This is a genomic window from Mesorhizobium sp. M7A.F.Ca.CA.002.04.1.1, from assembly GCF_004022805.1.
GTDB classification, from domain to species: Bacteria; Pseudomonadota; Alphaproteobacteria; order Rhizobiales; family Rhizobiaceae; genus Mesorhizobium; species Mesorhizobium ciceri.
The window spans coordinates 1-1,167 of the sequence record NZ_RZPL01001090.1; the positions used below are offsets into that span (position 1 = coordinate 1).

The 1,167-nt window shown below is 63.4% G+C and carries 2 protein-coding genes; one reads left to right on the plus strand and one right to left on the minus strand.

Features of this window, described 5'->3' with window-relative positions; genetic code table 11:
- On the minus strand, nucleotides 1–410 hold a 410-nt coding region (locus tag ENZ75_RS32380), incomplete at its 3' end, for a TetR/AcrR family transcriptional regulator (RefSeq protein WP_164888197.1).
- Nucleotides 411–869: 459 nt separating this feature from the next.
- Here ENZ75_RS32380 and ENZ75_RS32385 point away from each other — a divergent pair.
- The coding region (locus ENZ75_RS32385) for a bifunctional ornithine acetyltransferase/N-acetylglutamate synthase (RefSeq protein WP_206617162.1) at nucleotides 870–1,167 on the plus strand (298 nt) is incomplete at its 3' end.

Below are 1,167 nucleotides of genomic sequence, written 5' to 3' on the forward strand. Positions count from 1 at the left end.
GTATGGGACCGTCGGCCCAGTGAGTAGTCGGCAAGGGCCGCGGCCGCGGTCGCGTCCGACTGTGCCTCGGCGATCAGCGACCGGAACACGCTTCCCGACGATGTCTCGCGCCAGTGGGCGAACAGGTTTTTCAGGAAGCCGACGAGATCCTCCTCCAGCCGCCCGGTATCGGGAACATCGACGCGCTTCTGGCGCTGGTAGACCTCAAGCAGCAACGCCGCCTTGCTCGGCCACCAGCGATAGATGGTGGGTTTGCCGGCGCGGGCCCGCCGCGCCACCGCCTCGATCGAGAAACCGGCATAACCGGCTTCGACCAGTACGGTCTCGGCGGCTTGGAGAATGGCCTCGGCGCTGTCGGGATTGCGCCGCGCACCGATCGATCTGCGCGCCGGATCGGCGTCCTCGGCCATCTCTGTCGTCCTCGCCAAACACTTCGCCGGCAATATAGGTGACCCGACGCTCAAACGAAACGGCGCGTTTTCAAGCTTCTGGAGACTGGCTAGTCGGGGCAGGGGTTGGTCGTTTTCTGGGAACCTTACCGGCGTGTTGGTTGGCGAGGTCCCAAAAGCAAAACCCGCCGGGACGGCGGGTCACTGGTGCAAATCAGCACCATGGACGAAAATGTAGCATAGCTGCTCTCACCCTGTCAAGAATAAATTCCTATTGAGATGAACGCGGCCGGCGCAAACTGGCTGACACCGCCGGACCGGCCGTCGGACGATGTCTACTGCATGGCTTGCGACGTCTCGGAGCCCTGCTCCCAGGGGCGAGTTCGAGCTCCCGGACAAGAGCGACGAAAACGCCCTTGCGCCGGCGCGGTCTATCGGGCAAACCGGCCTTCCCTTGCGATTTTCCCGCCCGAGGCCTCCATGTCCACGACGATTTCGCCGCTTGCGCCGAAGAAATACCCGAAAATGCCAGAAATCGAGGGGGTGCGCATCGCCACCGCCGAGGCAGGGATAAAGTACAAGGGCCGCACCGATCTTTTGACCATGGTCTTCGATGAAGGCACTGCGGTCGCCGGCGTGTTCACGAAATCGAAATGCCCCTCGGCGCCGGTCGATTTCTGCCGGCAGAATCTCGGCGCGGGCAAGGCGCGGGTGCTGGTCGTCAATTCCGGCAACGCCAATGCCTTCACCGGCAAGAAGGGCCGCGAGTCGACCGCAC